The sequence below is a fragment of the Bradyrhizobium sp. SZCCHNPS1003 genome (assembly GCF_032381555.1).
GTDB lineage: Bacteria > Pseudomonadota > Alphaproteobacteria > Rhizobiales > Xanthobacteraceae > Bradyrhizobium.
Window position 1 is genome coordinate 30,952 of the sequence record NZ_JAUHIU010000006.1, and the last position, 19,763, is coordinate 50,714.

Below are 19,763 nucleotides of genomic sequence, written 5' to 3' on the forward strand. Positions count from 1 at the left end.
GAGCAGGTCGCCGAGCAAAAGGTCGTCATGCCCGGGCTTGACCCGGGCATCCACGCCTCTCCACGCATTCAGTGCCAAAGACGTGGATGGCCGGGTCAAGCCCGGCCATGACGGCGGAGTTCGACCCGGGCATCATGTCTTACAGCTTGATCCCCAGCCGCGCCGCGGCCTGGGCGACGTATTTCTGTGTCTGCTCGAATGCACCCTGCAGCGCCCGCGCCCTCGACATGTCGCTGATCTCGGCAAAATGCGCGGCGATCGCGTCCGGCGTCCATTCCTCCGGCGGCAGGTTGATGCCCTCGCTCTCCAGGATCCTGATCACCGCGAAGGAGCCGGCACCCGCGCCCATGATGGTCCGGGTCGGCGCGTCCTCGCTCAGCAGATACTCCACCGCGGGCGTGATCGATTCCGGCTTCATCAGCTGCAGCGCCTGCGGTGGCAGCAGTTCCTCCGTCATGCGCGTCGCCGCCGTCGGCGAGATGATGTTGACGCGGATGTTGGTCTTGCGGCCCTCCTCCGCCAGCACGTTCATGAGGCCGACCATGCCGGTCTTGGCCGCGCCGTAGTTGGCCTGCCCGAAATTGCCGAACAGGCCCGAGGACGAGGTCGTCAGCACGATGCGGCCGTAATTGCGCTCGCGCATGCCGTTCCACACCGCCTTGCAGCAGTAGAAGCTGCCGACAAGATGCACATCCAGCACCTTGGCGAAATCGGCAACCTCCATCTTGCCGAACGACTTGTCGCGCAGGATTCCGGCATTGGCGCACATGATGTCGACGCTGCCCCACTCCTTCGTGGCGCGCTCGACCATCGCAGTGACCTGCTCGAAATTCGAGACGTCGGCGCCGTCGGCGACCGCGGTGCCGCCCGCTTTGCGGATCTCCTCGACCACGATTTCAGCTGCGGTCATCGAGCCGCCCGTGCCGTCGCGCGCGCCACCGAAATCATTGACCACGACCTTGGCGCCGCGGCTCGCCAGTCCCAGCGCATGCGCGCGTCCGAGACCATTGCCTGCGCCGGTGACGATGGCGACGCGTCCGTCGAATCTGATTGCCATGATGTTTGTCCTAGGTTCTAGGCTCGTCATGCTCGGGCTTGACCCGGGCATCCATCCACTTCGAAAAACTCTCAGTTTTGTTGGATCGCCGGGTCAAGCCCGGCGATGACGAGGGGTGGGTTGGGACGAAGAGAGTTAGCTGAGATAGATCAGTCCGATCCAGTCGGCGACCAGCGCGGGTTTGTCCTCGCCTTCGATCTCGACCGTGACATTGGTGCGCGACTGCAACTCCTTGGGCTTGCGCAGCGTGGCTTCCGCCAGCACGAAGCGGCCGCGCACGCGTTTTCCCGATTTCACCGGCGAGATGAAGCGCAGCTTGTCGAAGCCGTAATTGACGCCCATCGCCGTGCCCTCGATCGCCGGCATCACCTCGTAGGACATCACCGACAGCAGCGACATCGTCAGAAAACCGTGCGCGATCGTGGTGCCGAACGGCGTCGCCTTGGCTTTCTCCGGATCGACATGGATGAACTGATGATCCTCGATCACATCGGCATAGGTGTCTATGCGCTGTTGATCGAGCACGTGCCACGATGACACGCCGATCTCCTGGCCCACCATGGCCTGATAGGCTGCGAGCGAAATCGGCGGCTTCTTCCAGATCTGGTTCATGCGTTCCTACACCTCGTGCCCGGACGGCCTGGTCTTCAGCTCCGGGAAATCCTCTTCCTTGAACTCCGTGCCGCGCAGATGATCCGTGCGGTCGTCCTCATGCTCCAGCCGGCGCAGCTGCACGCGGCGGATCTTTCCGGAGATCGTCTTCGGCAGCTCGCTCACGAGCTCGAGCCGGCGGATGCGCTTGAACGGCGCCAGCCGCGCCTGAAGATGCACGAAGATCGACAGCGCCGTGGCGCGCGAGCGCTCCGCGCCGGCCGTCAGCAACACATAGGCTTTCGGGATGGCGAGACGGATGGGATCCGGAGACGGCACAACGGCAGCCTCGGCGACGGCCTCATGCTCCAGCAGCACGCTTTCCAGCTCGAACGGCGAGATGCGGTAGTCGGACGATTTGAACACGTCGTCGGAGCGCCCGACGAAGGTGAGATAGCCGTCGCCGTCCTGGAACACGACGTCACCCGTGCGGTAGCGCGTGCCATCGGCGCCGGACAGCTTACCGTCGTCGCCCTGATAGCCCTGCATCAGGCCGGCCGGACGCTCGCCGGTGAGCGCCAGCGTGATCTCGCCTTCACTGGCGAGATTGCCGTCGATGTCGGCGACCTCGACGCGATAGCCCGGCAGCGGCCGGCCCATCGAGCCGATCTTCAGTTTCTGGCCCGGCGAGTTGCCGACGATGGCCGCGGTTTCGGTCTGGCCATAGCCGTCGCGAATCGTCAGCCCCCAGGCGGCACGCACCTGATCGATCACCTCCGGATTGAGCGGCTCGCCGGCGCCGCAGGCCTCGCGCAACGAGACCTTGAAGTCGGCGAGGTGCTCCTGGATGAACAGCCGCCACACCGTGGGTGGCGCGCACAGCGTCGTGACGCCGCAGCGTTTGATGATCGCGAGCAGCCCCTTGGCGTCGAAGCGCGGCTGATTGACCACGAATACCGTGGCGCCGGCATTCCAGGGCGAGAAGAAGCAGCTCCAGGCATGCTTGGCCCAGCCCGGCGAGGAGATGTTGAGGTGCACGTCGCCCGGCTGCAGGCCGAGCCAGTACATGGTCGAGAGATGGCCGACCGGATAGCTGCGGTGGCTGTGCCGCACCAGCTTCGGCTTGGCCGTGGTGCCCGAGGTGAAATACAGCAGCATCGGATCATCCGGCTGCGTCGGCCCATCCGGCGTGAACGCCTCGGCCGCGTCAGCCGCCTGCTCGAACGGCAGCCAGCCGGCGGGCGTGGCCGCCGCGCCGACGACGATCCGGACGAGATCATCGGCGCCGAGATCGGCGAACTTCGCAACCTGATCCTGCGCGGCGACCACGGCCTTGGCGCGGCCGCGCTCCAGACGATCGCGCAACTCGTCGGTGGTCAGCAGCGTCGTCGCGGGGATCACGACGACGCCGAGCTTCATCGCCGCCAACATCGTCTCCCACAGCGGCACGACGTTGCCGAGCAGCAGCAGCAGATGGTCGCCGCGCTTCAAGCCCTGCGCGCGCAGGAAATTCGCGACCTGGCTGGAGCGGCGCGACAGCGCGGCAAAGGACAGCTTGGTTTGGCGGTCCTGCGCGGCATCGAAGATCCATAGCGCCGTCCGCTCGCGACTCTCCGGATCAGATGCGAGTTCGGCATCGAACCAGTCGAGCGCCCAGTTGAACGGGACGGGATCGGGCCAGCGAAAACCCTTCACGGCCGCATCGTAGTCGGTGCGATGCGCCAGCAGAAACGCGCGTGCGTCCTTGAATGTCGTCATCAGATGGTCCCGGCGAGCTTACGGACGTGCTGAATGATCCCGGAAAAATCGACGCCGCCATGGCCGGCGGCCTCGAACGCCTTGTAGATCTCCTGCGCGTGCTGGCCAAGCGGGGTCGCCGCGCCGGCGGCCTTGGCGGCGTCCTGCGACAGCGTGAGGTCCTTCAGCATCAGCGCCGTCGCAAAACCGGGCTTGTAGTCGTTGTTGGCCGGCGAGGCCGGCACCGGGCCCGGCACTGGGCAATAGGATGTCAGCGACCAGCACTGTCCTGACGAGGTCGAGGCGACGTCGAACAGCGCCTGATGCGACAGGCCGAGCTTTTCGCCGAGCGCAAAGGCCTCGCTCACCGCGATCATCGAAATGCCGAGGATCATGTTGTTGCAGATCTTGGCCGCCTGCCCGGCGCCGGCGCCGCCGCAATGGACGATCTTCTTGCCCATCTTCTCAAGGATCGGCTTGGCCGCAGCGAACGCGCTCTCCTCGCCGCCGCACATGAAGGTGAGCGTTGCGGCCTTGGCGCCGCCGGTGCCCCCGGACACCGGCGCGTCCACGGCGGCGATGCCGTGCTTCGCGGCCAGCGCATGCGCGGCGCGCGCGCTCTCGACGTCGATGGTCGAGGAATCGATGATCAGCGCGCCCTTCGTCATTGCCGGCACGACCTCGGTCCAGACCGCCAGCACATGCTTGCCGGCCGGCAGCATGGTGACGACGGCATCGGCGCTTTTGGCCGCGGCGACGGCGCTGTCGGCGATTTCGGCGCCATCGGCCCTGGCCTGGACGCGCGAGGTCTCGACCAGATCGAACGCGACCACCTTGTGGCCGGCCTTGACCAGGTTGGCGGCCATTGGTCCGCCCATGTTGCCGAGGCCGATGAATGCGATCGTTGCCATGGTTCGTTCTCTCCCCTCGACCTGATTGTTATTTGCTCTGCGGAAAGGTCAGCTCGTCGGCGCCGATCTCGGCAAGATATGGCGCCAGCATGTCCGGTGTCACCTGATCGACATCAGGCGGCGACCATCTGGGATTGCGGTCCTTGTCGATGATCGCCGCACGCACGCCCTCGCGGAAATCGTCGCTGCGGAACACTTCGAGCGCCGCACGATACTCGCGCACCAGGCATTCCTCCAGGGACGCCGCACCGCGTGCCAGTCGCAGCAGCTTGAGCGTCACGACCATGCCGCGCGGCGATTTCTCCTTCAGCGTCTTCAGCGTCGCCAACGCGAGCTCCGAGCCGTCCGCTCTCAGCGCGGTAAAGATGTCGTGCATGCTGTCATGGGCGAACCACGCGTCGATCTTCGCCTGCTGCGCCGCCACCGGGCCGGCCGTCTCCGACGTCGCGAAGCCGGCGATCAGCCGGTCGATCTCGATCGACAGCGTGCCCGGCCTGACTTTGGTCAGGACCTCGCGCAGCGCCGGCCATTTCTCGGTCGGCACCACGGCATCGGCAAAGCGCGCATGGATCGCATCGGGCCCGTTCATGGTCTGCCCGGTCAGGCCGAAATAGGCGCCGAGTTCGCCGGGCGCGCGCGACAAGAGCCAGGTGCCGCCGACGTCGGGAAAGAAGCCGAGGCCGACTTCGGGCATCGCGAGCTTGGTCTTCTCGGTCACGATGCGGTGGCGGCCATGCGCCGACAGCCCGACGCCGCCGCCCATCACCAGCCCGTCCATGTAGGCGACATAGGGTTTTGGGAACGCCCCGATGCGCGCGTTCATGATGTATTCCTGGCGCCAGAACACCTTGCCGAGATCGCCGTTCGTCTTCGAGCTCTCATAGAGCCCGCGGATGTCGCCGCCCGCGCAAAGTCCACGCTCGCCCGCGCCTTCGAGCACGACAATTGCGACGGCCGGATCGCCCTCGAACCGATCCAGCGCGGCGTCGATGCCCATCGACATCTCCAGCGTCATCGCGTTGATCGCCTTCGGCCGATTCAGCCGGATGATGCCGGCCGAGCCTTCGCGGCGGATGATCAGGTCGCCTTCGATGACCTCGCTCATCGCGCCGCCTCGATCAGCTTGCGCGACACGATCAGGCGCATGATCTCGTTGGTGCCTTCGAGGATCTGGTGCACGCGCAGATCGCGGACGATCTTCTCGATGCCGTATTCGCTCAAATAGCCGTAGCCGCCGTGCAGCTGCAGCGCCTGGTTGGCGACTTCGAAGCCGACATCGGTCCCGAAGCGCTTGGCCATCGCGCACAGCATGGTCGCGTCCGGATCCTTGCGGTCGAGCGCAGCCGCCGCGCGCCAGACGAAGGTGCGCGCCGCCTCCAGCTCGATCGCCATGTCGGCAATGCGGAACTGCAGCGCCTGGAATTCGTCGAGCCGCTTGCCGAACGCCTTGCGCTCTTTCGTATAAGCCAGCGTCTTGTCGAGCGCCGCCTGCGCGCCGCCGAGCGAGCACGCGGCGATGTTGAGGCGGCCGCCGTCGAGCCCCGCCATCGCGATCTTGAACCCAATGCCCTCCTCGCCCAGCCGGTTGGCCACCGGCACCCGCGCATTCTCGAAGATCACGGCGCGGGTCGGCTGCGCGTTCCAGCCCATCTTGCGCTCATTGGCGCCGAACGACACGCCGGGAGTATTAGCGTCGATCACCAGCGTGGAGATGCCTCCGGGACCATCGGCGCCGGTTCGCACCATCGCGACGAGGATATCGGTGGCGCCGGCACCGGAGATGAACTGCTTCTGCCCGTTGAGCACGTAGTCGTCGCCGTCGCGCACCGCGCGCGTGCGCAGCGCCGCCGCATCGGAGCCCGCGCCCGGCTCGGTCAGGCAGTAGCTCGCGATCAGGTCCATGGCGCAGAGCTTCGGCAGGTAAGCCTGGCGCTGGGCCTCGGTACCGAAGGTGTCGATCATCCACGAGGCCATGTTGTGGATCGAGATGAAGGCTGACACCGTGGGGCAGCCCGTCGCCAGCGCCTCGAAGATCAGCGCCGCATCGAGCCGGCTGAGACCCGAGCCGCCGACATCGTCGCGGATGTAGATGCCGCCCATGCCGAGGCCCGCCGCCTCCCGCATCACATCGACGGGAAAATGCTTCTCCTCGTCCCAGCGCAGCGCATGCGGGGCAATCTTCTCGGCGGCGAAGGCGCGCGCCATGTCGCGCACCGCGATCTGATCCTCGTCGAGAGCGAACTGCATCCGTTCTCCGCGTTTCCTGGTCTTGTTTGTTGGTCTTTGCGCTTTCCTCATGCGCCGTCATTGCGAGGAGCCGAAGGCGACGAAGCAATCCAGACTGCCTCTGCAGAAAGATCCTGGATTGCTTCGCTTCGCTCGCAATGACGAAGGAGAGAGTCCGAACGGACCCGACCTCACTTCATCAGCGGGATCGAGAACTCCGCGCCTTCCTTGACACCGGACGGCCAGCGCGAGGTGACGGTCTTGGTCTTGGTGTAGAAGCGGATCGAATCCGGACCGTGCTGGTTGAGGTCGCCGAAGCCGGACTTCTTCCAGCCGCCGAAGGTGTAGTAGGCGATCGGCACCGGGATCGGCACGTTGATGCCGACCATGCCGACATTGACCTTGGCCGCGAAGTCGCGCGCCGCGTCGCCATCGCGGGTGAAGATCGCGACGCCGTTGCCGTAATCATGCTCCGACGGCAGCGCCAGCGCCTCGGCGTAGTCCTTGGCGCGCACGACCGACAGCACCGGGCCGAAGATCTCCTCCTTGTAGATCCGCATGTCCTTGGTGACGTTGTCGAACAGACACCCGCCCATGTAGAAGCCGTTCTCGTAGCCCTGCATCTTGAAGCCGCGGCCGTCGACGGCGAGCGTCGCGCCTTCCTTGAGGCCAATATCGACATAATTCTTGACGCGCTCGACCGCCTCGCGGGTCACCAGCGGACCGAAATCGGCCGAGGGATCGACCGAGGTGCCGATCTTCAGGCTTTCAACGCGCGGGATCAGCTTCTCCATCAGCCGGTCGGCCGTGGTCTTGCCGACGGGCACGGCGACCGAGACCGCCATGCAGCGCTCGCCGGCCGAGCCGTAGCCGGCGCCGATCAGCGCATCGACCGCCTGGTCGAGATCGGCGTCCGGCATGATGATGGCGTGGTTCTTGGCGCCGCCGAAGCACTGGCAGCGCTTGGCGTGCGCAGCCGCGCGCTCATAGATATACTGCGCGATCGGCGACGAGCCGACGAAGCCGATCGCCATGATGTCCGGATCCTCGAGGATGGCGTCGACCGCCTCCTTGTCGCCGTTGACGACGTTGAGGATGCCCGCCGGCAGCCCGGCCTCGATCATCAGCTCGGCGAGCTTCATCGGCACGCCCGGATCGCGCTCCGAGGGCTTGAGGATGAAGGCATTGCCGCAGGCGATGGCAGGGGCAAACTTCCACATCGGAATCATCGCCGGGAAATTGAACGGCGTGATGCCGGCAACGACACCGAGCGGCTGGCGCATCGAATAGATGTCGATGCCGGGGCCGGCTCCCTCAGTGTACTCGCCCTTCATCAGGTGCGGAATGCCGCAGGCGAACTCCGCGACCTCCAGGCCGCGCTGGATATCGCCCTTGGCGTCGGGGACGGTCTTACCATGCTCCCGCGCAAGCAGATCGGCGAGCTGGTCATAGTCGCGCTGGACGAGTTCGACGAACTTCATCATCACGCGGGCGCGGCGCTGCGGATTGGTCGCGGCCCAGGCCGGTTGCGCCGCCTTTGCGTTCTCGACAGCGGCACGGAGCTCGGCGCGAGAGGCCAGCGCGACCTTGGCCTGAACGTCGCCGGTCATGGGCTCGAAGACGTCGGCCGTCCGTCCAGACGTGCCCTTGACCTCTTTGCCGCCAATGAAATGACCGATCGAACGCATGGGGTATCCTCCGCAGGGGTAAGCAGTGCCAATTTGGCCGGCATCTTGCAGTCTTTGCGGCGTTTGGGAAGGGTCTAAGCGCTGCCCGGCGCTGCGAAAATGCCGCCCCTTCGCTCGGCCGGCACGATCACGGCAGACCCTGCAGCGTGGCGCGCTGCGTCCACCATCCGAGCCGCGACGGATCAGCGCTTCGCGGCTGCCGCCTTCTTCACGGGCCTTTTCGCGGGCGCCCGCGCAGGGGCCCTCCCCGCCGGCCCGCCGCCGCTGGCAACAGCCAGCGCCACCTCGCGCCCGGAGCTCAGGATTTCGTCTGACAATTCGCCGCTGCCCATGAGTCGCGCCATCACGAGCGTCCCCATCAGCGTCGCGAGCATCGCCGAAGCCCGCCTTCGCGCAGTCTTGGCCGGCACGTCGCTGATGTACTCGGCGAACAGGGCGATCAGCTCTTCCAGCTTCGCAGCAAAGGCCTTGCGGGTCTTTGCGCTCTCGCGGGCGATTTCCGCTCCAAGCGCAGGAACCGCGCAGCCGTGACCGACATCGTCGCGATGAGCCGCGGACAGATAGCCGTCGACGATGGCCGCGAGTCGCTTCTGCGGCGGCAGTTGGTCCAGCAGCTTGCGCCAATGCTCAATCGAACGGTCGATCGCATAACCGAACGCCTCCACGACCAGCGCCTCGCGCGAATCGAAATGCGCATAGAAGCCGCCATGAGTCAGCCCGGCCTCCTTCATCAGGTCGGCAACCCCGACACCGTGAGCACCACGCTCGCGCAGCCGCACCGATGCCTTGCGCACGATCCGCGCGTGGGTTTCCGCCTTGTGTTCCGGAGAGTAACGCATTGCCGTCCCATTGAATGTCTGCGGTCATACAATAACAGTTCTGCGTCCTGCTGACTGCAGCTATTTGATGAATTCGAGTTGATCTAAATCAACTTCGCTGGCCTGATTTATTCCCGGCACACTCTCCCTTGCCCAGGAACCCGACGAGGACAACCATGGACATGCTCAATTCCCACTGCGGCGTGAGTCGTGACGGCCGCGGCGTGGTCCGGCTGACGATCTGCAATGCCGGTCCGCTCAATATTCTCGGTTCGGCGGCGATTCTCGACATAGAAGCCGGCCTGCAATCGCTCGCCGCCGAAGCCGGCATTCGCGTTCTCGTTTTGGCCGGCGAAAGCGGGAAGAGCATGATCGGCGGCGCCGACATCAAGGAGATGGCGACGCTCGATCAGGCTTCGGCGGAAACGTTCATCTCGCGACTTGCCGGGCTCTGCGATGCGGTGCGAAATTTTCCTGCACCCGTGGTTGCGCGGATGCCGGGGTGGTGTCTGGGTGGCGGATTGGAGGTCGCAACGGCCTGCGATATCCGTGTCGCGGCACCTGATGCCAAGTTCGGCATGCCCGAGGTTCGTGTCGGCATCCCCTCGGTCATTCATGCCGCGCTGCTGCCGCGTCTCATCGGCTGGGGCCGCACGCGCTGGCTGCTGATGACGGCCGAGACGATCGACGCGCCGACGGCGCTCGCCTGGGGCCTTGTCGATGCCGTCGCCACCGAGGGAGAGCTCGACATCGCGGTCGAGAAGGCCGTGGCATCCCTGCTCGCCTGCGGTCCCGAAGCGCTGCGGACTCAGAAGGCTCTGCTGCGGCAATGGGAGGAGCTGCCGCTGAAGGAGTCCGTCGAGATATCGATCGGCGCCTTCGGACGGTCGTTCCTGACCGACGAGCCGAAACGGCTGATGCAGCAGTTCATCGACCGCAAGCGATAGCAAGTTTCTCCAAGTCTCGTCTCACGGATCCCGGCAGTGTCGCGCCAGCTTCACGACAAGTTCAGCGCGATTGCCGGGGTTTCCTTTTTCGTGATGTCATTATATGATGATCATCATCTTTTTTAAGGGAGCCTGTCATGGCCTCGTCCGATCCCGTCGTGATCCTGTCCGCTGCCCGCACTCCACTCGGCCGCTTCATGGGCGAGTTGTCGCCGCTGAGTGCGCACAAGCTCGGTGCGCACGTGATCAAATCCGCGCTCGAACGCGCCGCCGTTTCGCCTGACGCGGTCACGGAGGTTGTCATGGGCAACGTGCTTCCTGCAGGTCAGGGCCAGGCTCCGGCGCGGCAGGCGGCACGGGGCGCCGGCCTGCCCGATGCCACGGGCGCCACCACCATCAACAAGGTCTGCGGCTCTGGAATGAAGGCCACGATGCTGGCGCACGATATCATCCAGGCCGGTTCTGCCGACCTCGTCGTGTCCGGCGGCATGGAAAGCATGAGCAACGCGCCGTATCTGCTGACCAAGGCGCGCGGCGGCTATCGTGCCGGGCACGATCGGATCCTCGATCACATGATGCTGGACGGCCTGGAGGACGCCTATGAGACCGGACGCTCGATGGGCGATTTTGGCGAGGCGACGGCCGAGGCCTATCAGTTCACCCGCGCCGACCAGGATGCCTACGCCGTCGAGACGCTGACGCGTGCGCGCAGGGCGGTCGAGAGCGGCGCGTTCAAGGCCGAGATCGCGCCGATCACGCTCGTCGAGAAATCCGGCGCACGCCTGGTCGTCAATGACGAGCATCCGCTCAAGGTCGATCCGGCGAAGATCCCGGCGCTGAAGCCGGCGTTCCGCAAGGACGGCACTATCACGCCCGCGGCGTCCTCTGCGAACGCGGATGGTGCCGCGGCGCTCGTGCTCGCCAAGCGCTCGCGTGCGGACCGTGACGGGCTGCCCATCATCGCGGAGATCAAGGGCCACGCCACGCACAGCCAGGAGCCGCAATGGTTCACGACCGCGCCGATTCCGGCGATCAGGAAGCTGCTCGACAAGGTCGGCTGGCGGGTGGAGGATGTCGACCTGTTCGAGATCAACGAGGCGTTTGCGATCGTCGCGATGGCCGCGCAGCGCGACCTTGGCATTGCGCGTGACCGGCTGAACGTCAACGGCGGCGCCTGCGCGCTGGGCCATCCCATCGGCGCCACTGGCGCGCGGCTGATCGTGACGCTGCTGCATGCGATGCAGGCCCGTGGACTAAAGCGCGGCGTGGCGTCGCTATGCATCGGCGGCGGCGAGGCGACTGCGATCGCCGTAGAGCGACCTTGATGTCCTGAAACGAGGGAACTTAGTCATTTATGTCGTTGAGGCGCCCTGACAGAATGGGCGCGCAATCCCCATCGAACTGAGAAGCACATGATCTCGAACCGGCTCGCGGCAGCACTCGAACGGCGCAATATCCACTATGGCTGGATCATGGTGGCCGTAACGTTCTTCACGGCCCTGGTATCGGCCGGCACGGTGGGAGCACCCGGCGTGTTCATCGTGCCGCTCCAGCAGGAGTTCGGCTGGAGCACCGCGGAGATCTCCTCGGCACTGTCGATCCGCTTCGTGCTGTTCGGGCTGATGGCCCCCTTCGCCGCCGCCCTGCTCAACCGCTACGGTCTGCGCAACATCACGCTTTTGGCCCAGTTGATCGTCGTGACCGCGCTGCTTTCGTCGTTGGCGATGACCCATGTCTGGCACCTCGTGCTGCTGTGGGGCGTCGTGATCGGCATCGGCACCGGCATGACCGCGCTGGTGCTGGGCGCCACCATCGCGACGCGCTGGTTCGTCGCGCGCCGCGGCCTCGTCGTCGGCATCCTCACCGCCAGCGTCGCCACCGGACAGCTGGTGTTCCTGCCGCTGCTCGCCAGCCTCACCGAGCGGCTCGGCTGGCGCGTCGCGCTCGGGCTCATCTGCGTCATGCTCGGCGTTTCCGCCACCGCCGTGCTGCTGCTGATGCGCGATCGCCCGAGCGATCTCGGCCTGCGTCCCTTCGGCGACAAGGGCACCGACCCGATCGCCGCACCCGCGCCCGTCACCACACCGATCCTCGCCGCCGCGCTCGGCACCCTCCGCGATGCGGCGCGCGCGCCGGTGTTCTGGATGCTGTTCGCGACCTTCTTCATCTGTGGCGCCTCGACCAACGGCCTCGTCCAGGTCCATCTGATCCCGATGTGCCTCGACTTCGGCATTCCGCAGGTGCAGGCGGCGAGCCTGCTCGCCGCGATGGGCATGTTCGACTTCGTCGGCACGATCGTCTCGGGATGGCTGTCGGACCGGTATGACAATCGCTGGCTGTTGTTCTGGTACTACGGCTTGCGCGGGCTCTCGTTGCTGTTCCTTCCGTTCACCGACTTCTCTTTCTATGGCCTGTCGCTGTTCGCGATGTTCTACGGCCTCGACTGGATCGCCACCGTGCCGCCGACGGTGCGGCTGACCGCGCAGCGGTTTGGGGCCGAGCGGGCCAATCTGGTGTTCGGCTGGGTGTTCGCCGGACATCAGCTCGGCGCCGGCACCGCCGCGTTCGGCGCCGGCCTGTCGCGCACTCTGTTGCAGAGCTACCTGCCGGCGTTCTTCACGGCGGGCGCATTGTGCATCGTCGCCGCGCTCCTGGCGCTGGCGATCGCGCGGCAGGCGAAGCCCGCCGCGGCTTAACATCAGCCGCTCACGGCCGAGTCGTCATCGCCGTGGGCGGCCCGGGCGTGCGCAGCGGCTCGGCAAGGCGCGCAAACTCGCACAGCAGCGCGCGCGTCTTGCGCGGGTCGATGATCTCCTCGACCCAGAACTTTTCGGCCGAGCGGAACGGCGAGCGCAGCTTGTTCAGCCGATCCTCGATCTCCTTGAGCTTGGCCTTCGGATCCGGCGCCGCATCGATCTCGGCGCGGTAGGCCGCCTCGATGCCACCTTCGAGCGGCAGCGAGCCCCAATAGGCCGACGGCCAGGCGTAGCGGATCGAGAACCGGTCGGCCGGCTGATGCACGACGCCGGCGACGCCGAAATTGTTGCGCACGATCACCGTGCACCACGGCACCGTCGACTGATTGACGGCGGCCATCGCGCGCACGCCATGGCGGATGGTCGCCGCCTTCTCCGCCTCGAGCCCGACCATGAAGCCGGGGCAATCCATCAGGTAGACGATCGGCAGATGGAAGGTCTCGGCGAAATCGACCCAGCGGATCACCTTCTGGCAGGCATCCGCGGTCCACGAGCCGCCATAGTGATAGGGATCGCTCGCCAGGACCATCACCGCGCGGCCTTCGAGACGCGCGAGGCCGATGATGATCGGACGGCCATAGTTCTGCGTCACCTCGAAGAACGAGCCGTTGTCGACGACGGACTCGATGATCGGCCGCATCTTGTAGACGCGCCGGCGATCCCGCGGCACCGCGCTGATGAGCTGCTCGTCGACACGCTGCGGGTCATCGGTGCAGGGCAAGGTCGGCGGCAGCTCGTAGACCGACGATGGCAGGTAGGACAGGAAGCGCCGCGCGCAGGCGAACGCCTCCGCCTCGGTGTCCACCGCATGATCGACGCCGCCGGCGCGGGTCTGGATGTCGGCGCCACCGAGCTCCATCTTGCCGAGGTCCTGCCCCAGCCGCTTCACGACCGGCGGGCCGGCGACGAACATCGCCGACTGCTTGGTCATCACCGAGTAGTGGCTCGCCGCGAGCCGCGCCGCGCCTAGCCCTGCGACCGAGCCGAGGCCGAGCGCGACCACGGGCACCAGCGACATGTTCTCGGTCGTGTAGCGGTACCAGCGATTGCCGCCGATGCCGCCGGGCAGGTTGGCCGCGCCCTTGGTCTCGATCGTCTTGACCGAGCCGCCGCCGCCGGAGCCCTCGATGATGCGGATGATGGGCAGACGGAAGTCGTGCGCCATCTCCTCCGCCATCAGCGGCTTGGCGGCGATCGATGCGTCGGCCGAGCCGCCGCGCACGGTGAAGTCATCCCCGACCACGACGACGGTGCGGCCGTCGATGCGGCCGCGCCCGAACACGCAATTGGCGGGCGTCACATGCGTGAGCTCGCCCTGCTCGTCATACTCGCCGATCCCTGAGACCGCGCCGATCTCGTGGAAGCTGCCGGGATCGACGACGCCGTCGATGCGCTCGCGGACGGTGAGGCGGCCCTGGTCGTGCTGACGCTTGACCTTGTCAGGCCCGCCCATCTCCCGCGCGAAGGCTTCGCGCCGGGCCAGTTCCTCGAGCTCCGCCTGCCAACTCATTCGTTCCCCCTGCCCCGGTGACGGTCTTGTTCTTATGGTTGGTCTTCGCGTTCACCTGGAGCGGCTTTCTGTCCATCCGGCTGTTGAAGACGTCGGCTTCCGCCCCCTGCAGCAGCGCGGCGATGCTGCGGCCGAGCTCGCGCATCGGCTGGGCGACCTCGTCATGCAGCCGCTGCTCGTCGTACATCGCCGACAACAGGCCGATCGTGAGCACGACATAGGTCTGGTATTGCGGCGACCACAGCGGCAGCGCGACGCCATTGATGTGCGGACTCCACAGGCCGCAGGCCACGACGTAGCCGTGCTCCTTGAGAAACTGTCTGTTGTGCTCGAGGCGTGGCCGCAGCAGCTTGGCCGCGTCCGGCATTTCGCGCTCCATCTCGGCCAGCAAGGCGTCGCCGACCTCCGGCTCGAGCGCGGCGACATAGGCATGACCTGCCGCGGTGGAGGCCATCGAGATGCGGCTGCCCGTGGTCTCATGCAGGCCGAGCGCATTCGCAGCGCGGCCGAACTCGAGATAGACGAGGTGGAAGCGGTCGGGAATCACGAAGCCGACGGTGCCGGGCAACTGCTCGGCGACGTCCTGCAGCCGCTGCCGGATCAGATTGCGCAACTGCAAGCCTCTTGTCATCGACGTGCTCATCGCCACGGCACTCGGGCCGATGCGATATTTCTGATCGCGCGGCAGGTAGACCAGCTGGCCCATGCGCGTCAGCGTGTGCGTCAGCCGCGACACCGTCGACCGCGGCAGGCCGCAGCGGTTGGAGATTTCGAGATTGCCGAGCCGCGCCTCGTGCCCCTCGAAACAGCGAAGCACGTCGAACGCACGCGACACCACTTGAATGACCTCGCCCTCGCCGGCGAGATCTCCGGGCAGCATGCTGCTCCTGCTCAATCGCTCAGACCGTCGTCCCATGCGTTTCCCACCAATTCCGTCATGCGGAATGATATTCCGCTTATTGAACAAGCTAACCCAGCCGTTTTGCCGTCACAACAGTAGACCGTCTCTAAAAGCCGCCGTTCTTCAGCGTGTTGGCACAAGACTCGACATCCTCAGGCAATCGGCAGCGGCCCGCGGGAATGACGACCATCCCCGGTTCCAAAGCGCGCTACCAGCAGTGCTGGCTTTCGATCGGCATCGCCCCCGCGCATGGCAAAGCGGGGCGGTCATCGCGCCCGCAAACCCGCTCAATCGGTGAGCAACGGCAACATTTGACCCGCGTTGCGACAAGTGTGGGCTGGCTGCGCCCTCGCGGCTGCGACATAACCAGCGCGAGACCTTGTTCCCGCCGAGATTCCCATGACAACCCACCCGAGGCCGATCCGAAATCCGCAGCATTGGGCGACGGCCGCGATGCCGCCGCTGCAGCGCTTCCTGTCGGCCTGCCATGCCGACTTCTGGCCTGACCACGACGGCGCGGTCGCGAACTACATTCCCGAGCTCGGTAAAGCCGACCCGGCGCATTTCGGCATCAGCCTCGCCACGCTCGACGGCCATGTCTATGAGGTCGGCGACAGCCGCGTGCCGTTCACGATTCAATCGATGTCGAAACCGTTCGTGTTCGCGCTGGCGCTCGATACGCTCGGCTCCGACGAGGTCGAACGCGTGATCGGCGTCGAGCCGTCCGGCGATCCCTTCAATTCGATCCGGCTCAATGCCGAGAACCACCCGTTCAATCCGATGGTCAATGCCGGCGCGATCGCCTGCAGCGGCCTGATCCGCAGGGCACGGCACGACGACGCCTTCGAGACCATCCGCGATGCGCTCGGCCGCTTCGCCGGCCGCAAGCTCGATGTCGACGACGCGGTGTTCGCATCGGAAGCCGCCACCGGCGATCGCAACCGCGCGATCGCCTATCTGCTGCGGACGTCCGACGTCATCAGGGAGCCTGTCGACGACGTGCTCGCGGTCTACTTCAGGCAATGCGCCGTGCTCGTCACAGCGCGCGACTGCGCGATCATGGCGGCCACGCTCGCCAATCGTGGCGTCAATCCGGTCACCGGCGACCAGGTGGTGACGCCCTATGCCGTGTCGCGCACGCTGTCGGTGATGACCTCGTCGGGCATGTATGACTTCGCCGGCGAGTGGATCTACCGCGTCGGCATTCCCGCCAAGAGCGGCGTCGGCGGCGGCATCCTGGCAAGCCTGCCGGCACGGCTCGGGCTCGGCAGCTATTCGCCCAGGCTCGACGGTCACGGCAACAGCGTGCGCGGCATCAAGGTCTGCGAGGCGCTGTCGGCGCATTACGGCCTGCACATGCTGAACCGTTCCGACGATGCCCGCACCACGATCATCGCCGACTACGACATCGGCGCCAATCCGTCGCGACGCAGCCGCCGCGCTCAGGAGCGCAACATCCTCTCCGCCCATCCCGACGCGGTGCGCGTGCTCGAGCTGGTCGGCACGCTGTCTCTTTCCAGCGTCGACTACGTCTCGCGCCAGCTTGCGGCGAGCACGCGACCGCAATTCGTCATCGTCGACCTCCACCGCGTCACCGCGATGACACAAGCAGGCCTGCGCCTGCTCTCCGAGCTGTTTCACGAGCTCGCCGACTTCCACGTCACCGTCGTGCTGTCGGGCATCCGACGCAGCTCGCCGGAATGGCAGGAGATCGCGGCCCGTACCGGCGACAGCAAGAACGTGCGCGACTTCTACCTGCTCGACACCGCGATCGAATGGGCCGAGGACCAGATCGTCTATCGCTATGGCGGCGCCATCGATTTCCTCGAAACCACCGAGCTCGCCGAGCAGCCACTGCTCGCGGGGCTCTCCGCGGACGAGCGCCATGAGCTCGCGGCACTGGCGATCATCCGGCACTATCGGCAGGGCGAACGCATCCTTGCGGCCGGCGATGCTGCGGCCTCGCTGTTCTTCCTGCGCTCCGGCGTCGTCCACGTCACCCTGCCCGACGGCATCCGGCTCGCGACGCTGACGGCAGGGCAATGCTTCGGCGAGATGGCACTGCTGGAGCCCGTGCGCTCCGCCGACGTCGTCGCGGATTTCTCGGCCACCGCTTTCGAGATCTCGCTGGTGGATTTCGAACGTTTCCGCGTGCGACATCCGAAAGCCGGCGAGCGGATCATGCGCAATCTGGCGCAGCTGTTGGCCGAGCGTCTGACTGTCGCCAATGCGCGGCTCAATTTGCTTGCGGCAGACTGATCTCAGTGCGTCGAAGTCCGTCATCGAAGTGTCGCACGCGGTCGAAGCAAACAATTACTCAAGGTTGCAATCCACAGTAACTAACGGCTTTCGGTCGATAATTCGCATCACTCGTATTTGTACGGGCTCGCCTAAACGTTACCGGGACTCGGTCGCAGGACAACCATAAGCGAGCCCAATTCACGCCGCATTACCCGACGATGTTCTGAACCGTCGATGAACGCCGAGTGGGGACTCGCGAAGCGGACGTCGAAGTGGGGTGTTCCGAGTAAAATTCCAGCCGACGTAGCGTGTGTATTTGCGCCACGGAGAGTCGTGTCCAGTGTCCAGGGAGGAACGGCATGAAGGAAGCCACTAAGAGGGCAACGTCGGAGGCACTCGCGCATATGCTGGCGGTGACGTCCATGATCGTCATCGCCAGCGTCCTGTTCTACGGGCGATGAAGGGCTGTCTGGAGGTTCTGCGTCGCAGTTTCTTCATCGCCCGTAGGTAGGAATGTGAGCTTGATTGCTCACGCGAACGACCGAGTAGAGTTGCGTTTGAGTTGGTGAGCGTAGCGTAACAGTTTTGCGTCAATCGCGCGGCGATCCGGGTCGGGACGAATGTGTGTTGCGTATCGTCCCGCCTCGGCCGCCTGCGGTCGACCTTTTCAGACGTCGTTCTGTTCCCCATCTTCATTTGACTTTCCCGAAGTACGGCACGATGCCGCCGGCGAAGGTGACGAAGCGGGCCGTGACGAGATCGCCGATCGCAAGTTCGTGGTCGCCATGGGCCATCATGCGAAAGCCCTCGCGCATATCCACCAGCACGATGTTGTAGGGCACATGCGCGCGCGTCTCCGGCGTCGCGGCCCGGCAGACCAATGACGCCGCATAGATGGTGCCTTCGCCCGTCGCCGCGTGATCGGTGAGCGCAAGCGAGCCGCAGGCCGCGCAGAAGTCGCGGCGGAAATACTGCAGGTGGGCACAGCACGCGCAGCTCTGAAAGCGAATCGCTGCAACGCCCCTGGTCCAGTCGGCCGATTCGCTCATCGCACCCGCTCCCAGAACATGCTGACATGCGACGACAGCACGCCGCCATCGCCGTGCAGCAAGGTCAGCGTGGCGTCGCCCACCTGACGGTGACCCGCCCGCTCCGTCATCTGCAGATGTGCCTCGCTGAGATGCGCCATCGCGCCGCCGACGCCGCAATGGCCATAGCTCAAGAGCCCGCCATGGGTGTTGAGAGGCACCGCGCCGTCACGGCTGAAATTCCCGGCCCTGACCCGCGCCGCAGCCTCGCCGCGGCAGGCGAGCCCAAGGTCTTCGAGCAGCATGCACAGCGTGATCGTGAAGCTGTCATAGACCGCGGCGTAGTCGACGTCGGCGATCTCGACGCCTGCGGCCGCCTTGGCCTTTTTGATCGCGATTTCGGCACCGAGCTCGCTCAGGGCCGGCGCCGCCGTGACGTGCTGATGCGTGTGCGCCTGGGCGCAGCCGCGCACGCGCACCGCTGTCGCTCCGGTCGGCTCGCGGCTGATGATGATGGCGGCGCCGCCGTCGGAGACCGGACAGCAGTCGAGCAGCTTCAGCGGCCGCGCCACCGGCTTCGATGCCATGACGTCGGCCACCGTGATCGGCTCTTGGAACTGCGCGCCGGGATGATCCAGCGCATGCGTGCGCATCAGCACGGCGAACTCGGCGAGGTCATGCTCGGTGACGCCGTATTCGTGCATGTAGCGCGAGGCGACGAGGCCGTAATAGGCAGGGATGGTCGGCCCCAGCGGCAACTCGTAGTCGGGATGGCCGACCTGCGCCAGCGCCTGGATCGAGGCGTCGCGGCTCTGCCCGGTCAGGCGGTTCTCGCCGGCGACCACGAGCATGTGCTTGACCACGCCGGCCTCGACCAGGTGATGCGCCAGCATCGCCATCGCGAGCCCGGTGGCGCCGCCGACCTGGACGGCGTGAGCATAGGACGGCGTGAGGCCGAAATGCTCGGCGAACACGGTCGCGAGCATGATGTGCGGCGACACCGTGGAATAGCCACACAGGATGCCGTCGATGTCGCGCCGCCTCAGCCCGGCATCGTCGAGCGCGAGCTGCGCGGCCAGGCTCATGAGATCGAGCGAGGAGCGGCCGTCGTGACGGCCGAATGATGTCAGGCCAGTGCCGGTGATATAGGTCATCGCGCCACGCCCTCCGCCGTCATTCCGGGGCATCGCGCAGCGATGAACCCGGAATCTCGAGCTGAGGAACGAATGCGCAAAACAATCTCGAGATTCCGGGTTCGCGACTTCGTCGCGCCCCGGAATGACGGCCACACAACGAATCTTTGCTGGGTACCCCCCTCCCTGCCCCTCCCCCACAAGGGGGGAGGGAATGCA

General features: G+C 65.9%; 15 protein-coding genes and 1 pseudogene. 4 read left to right on the plus strand and 12 right to left on the minus strand.

Translation table 11 applies throughout. The features are described 5' to 3' along the window. Window positions 1–139: 139 nt before the first annotated feature. From QX126_RS11495 to QX126_RS11530, 8 genes and pseudogenes are all read right to left on the minus strand, one after another. Window positions 140–1,057: an SDR family NAD(P)-dependent oxidoreductase gene (locus QX126_RS11495; RefSeq protein WP_315781026.1), complete on the minus strand. Its 918-nt coding sequence runs from the start codon at window positions 1,055–1,057 to the stop codon at window positions 140–142. Between the two features lie 135 nt (window positions 1,058–1,192). Next, the gene (locus QX126_RS11500) at window positions 1,193–1,669 is read right to left on the minus strand and encodes a MaoC family dehydratase (RefSeq protein ID WP_315739161.1); all 477 of its coding nucleotides are present in this window, start codon (window positions 1,667–1,669) and stop codon (window positions 1,193–1,195) included. Window positions 1,670–1,675: 6 nt separating this feature from the next. Continuing rightward, window positions 1,676–3,406 carry an AMP-binding protein gene (locus QX126_RS11505; RefSeq protein ID WP_315781028.1) on the minus strand — a complete coding sequence of 577 codons (1,731 nt, stop codon included), beginning with the start codon at window positions 3,404–3,406 and terminating at the stop codon, window positions 1,676–1,678. Next, window positions 3,406–4,314, minus strand: a pseudogene (gene mmsB / locus QX126_RS11510) (3-hydroxyisobutyrate dehydrogenase); the annotation flags it as partial. The pseudogene mmsB and the gene QX126_RS11505, both read right to left, overlap by 1 nt. A 10-nt stretch (window positions 4,315–4,324) precedes the next feature. Next, the gene (locus QX126_RS11515; RefSeq protein WP_315781031.1) at window positions 4,325–5,401 is read right to left on the minus strand and encodes an enoyl-CoA hydratase/isomerase family protein; all 1,077 of its coding nucleotides are present in this window, start codon (window positions 5,399–5,401) and stop codon (window positions 4,325–4,327) included. Then, window positions 5,398–6,543 (minus strand): isobutyryl-CoA dehydrogenase, encoded by a 1,146-nt coding sequence (locus tag QX126_RS11520; protein WP_315781033.1) that lies wholly within the window; start codon window positions 6,541–6,543, stop codon window positions 5,398–5,400. Before QX126_RS11520 ends, QX126_RS11515 begins: the two co-directional genes overlap by 4 nt. Before the next feature lie 170 nt (window positions 6,544–6,713). Next, window positions 6,714–8,210, minus strand: a complete 1,497-nt coding sequence (locus QX126_RS11525) for a CoA-acylating methylmalonate-semialdehyde dehydrogenase (RefSeq protein ID WP_315739156.1) — start codon at window positions 8,208–8,210, stop codon at window positions 6,714–6,716. A gap of 182 nt (window positions 8,211–8,392) precedes the next feature. Next, window positions 8,393–9,049 (minus strand): TetR/AcrR family transcriptional regulator, encoded by a 657-nt coding sequence (locus tag QX126_RS11530; protein ID WP_315739155.1) that lies wholly within the window; start codon window positions 9,047–9,049, stop codon window positions 8,393–8,395. A gap of 155 nt (window positions 9,050–9,204) precedes the next feature. Between QX126_RS11530 and QX126_RS11535 the strand changes: the two genes are divergently transcribed. The 3 genes from QX126_RS11535 (at window position 9,205) to QX126_RS11545 (ending at window position 12,671) form a co-directional block, all read left to right on the plus strand. Further along, window positions 9,205–9,975, plus strand: coding sequence for an enoyl-CoA hydratase (locus tag QX126_RS11535; protein ID WP_315781035.1), 771 nt, complete (start codon window positions 9,205–9,207; stop codon window positions 9,973–9,975). 137 nt (window positions 9,976–10,112) lie between these two features. Continuing rightward, a complete protein-coding gene (locus QX126_RS11540; protein ID WP_315739153.1) occupies window positions 10,113–11,300 on the plus strand; it encodes an acetyl-CoA C-acyltransferase in 1,188 nt (395 codons plus the stop codon). Window positions 11,301–11,387: 87 nt separating this feature from the next. Then, the gene (locus QX126_RS11545; RefSeq protein WP_315739152.1) at window positions 11,388–12,671 is read left to right on the plus strand and encodes an MFS transporter; all 1,284 of its coding nucleotides are present in this window, start codon (window positions 11,388–11,390) and stop codon (window positions 12,669–12,671) included. Between the two features lie 10 nt (window positions 12,672–12,681). Here QX126_RS11545 and QX126_RS11550 read toward each other — a convergent pair whose 3' ends face one another. Both QX126_RS11550 and QX126_RS11555 read right to left on the minus strand, forming a co-directional pair. Beyond that, on the minus strand, window positions 12,682–14,241 hold the full coding sequence (locus QX126_RS11550; RefSeq protein ID WP_315781037.1) for an acyl-CoA carboxylase subunit beta: 1,560 nt from the start codon (window positions 14,239–14,241) through the stop codon (window positions 12,682–12,684). Continuing rightward, entirely contained in the window at window positions 14,171–15,157 is a 987-nt protein-coding gene (locus QX126_RS11555) for an IclR family transcriptional regulator (protein ID WP_315781039.1), read from the minus strand. The genes QX126_RS11550 and QX126_RS11555 overlap by 71 nt, the downstream gene beginning before the upstream one ends. Before the next feature lie 384 nt (window positions 15,158–15,541). On the opposite strand from QX126_RS11555, the gene glsA reads away from it, so the two are divergent. After that, on the plus strand, window positions 15,542–17,401 hold the full coding sequence (glsA, locus tag QX126_RS11560; RefSeq protein ID WP_315781041.1) for a glutaminase A: 1,860 nt from the start codon (window positions 15,542–15,544) through the stop codon (window positions 17,399–17,401). A gap of 674 nt (window positions 17,402–18,075) precedes the next feature. Here the strand turns inward: glsA and QX126_RS11565 are convergent. Both QX126_RS11565 and QX126_RS11570 read right to left on the minus strand, forming a co-directional pair. After that, window positions 18,076–18,432 carry an OB-fold domain-containing protein gene (locus tag QX126_RS11565; protein WP_315770918.1) on the minus strand — a complete coding sequence of 119 codons (357 nt, stop codon included), beginning with the start codon at window positions 18,430–18,432 and terminating at the stop codon, window positions 18,076–18,078. Next, window positions 18,429–19,565, minus strand: a complete 1,137-nt coding sequence (locus QX126_RS11570; RefSeq protein ID WP_315781043.1) for a thiolase family protein — start codon at window positions 19,563–19,565, stop codon at window positions 18,429–18,431. Before QX126_RS11570 ends, QX126_RS11565 begins: the two co-directional genes overlap by 4 nt. Between the last annotated feature and the right edge of the window lie 198 nt (window positions 19,566–19,763).